The 610-nt window shown below is 42.3% G+C and carries 1 protein-coding gene; it reads left to right on the plus strand.

Features of this window, described 5'->3' with window-relative positions:
• Positions 1 to 82 precede the first annotated feature (82 nt).
• A partial coding sequence (locus KW850_RS32655; protein ID WP_218351727.1) for an NAD(P)H-dependent oxidoreductase occupies positions 83 to 610 on the plus strand: 528 nt, incomplete at its 3' end.

Below are 610 nucleotides of genomic sequence, written 5' to 3' on the forward strand. Positions count from 1 at the left end.
GGGATGCTATTCGAAGGTTCCAGCACAATTCCTAAATGAATTACTAAAATCAATTACTCAATTTAACGGAGGAGATACAACAATGAAAATATCTGTAGTATTTGACAGTGATAACGGACATACCCAAGCATTAGCGGAGGCCATTACCGAAGGGGCAAAAAGTGTCAACGGTGCGGAAGTATATATAAATCATGTCAATAATGCAAACGTAAGAGACCTTGAAGATATGGACGCCATTATTTGGGGATGCCCGGGACACTTTGGAACGATAAGTGCAGGTTTAAAAACCTGGATAGATAAATTAGGTTATCTGTGGGCCCACGGGAAATTAGTAGGGAAAATAGGCGCTGTATTTTGTACCACGGCTACCACTCATGGCGGGGTCGAAGCCACCATGTTAAACTTGATTACTCCGATGCTGCATCAAGGAATGATCATTGTCGGATTACCCGGAAACATTCCGGAAAATGCCACCTATGGCTCCTATTATGGGGTTGGAATTACATGTCCGGTTGATGAATCTGACAACATCCTTAATCAAAATGATCTTGCTTTAGGAAGGGCCCTTGGAAAACGTGTGGCCGAAACAACCAAAAAGTTTGTTGGAAAT

The sequence above is a fragment of the Bacillus sp. sid0103 genome (assembly GCF_019219025.1).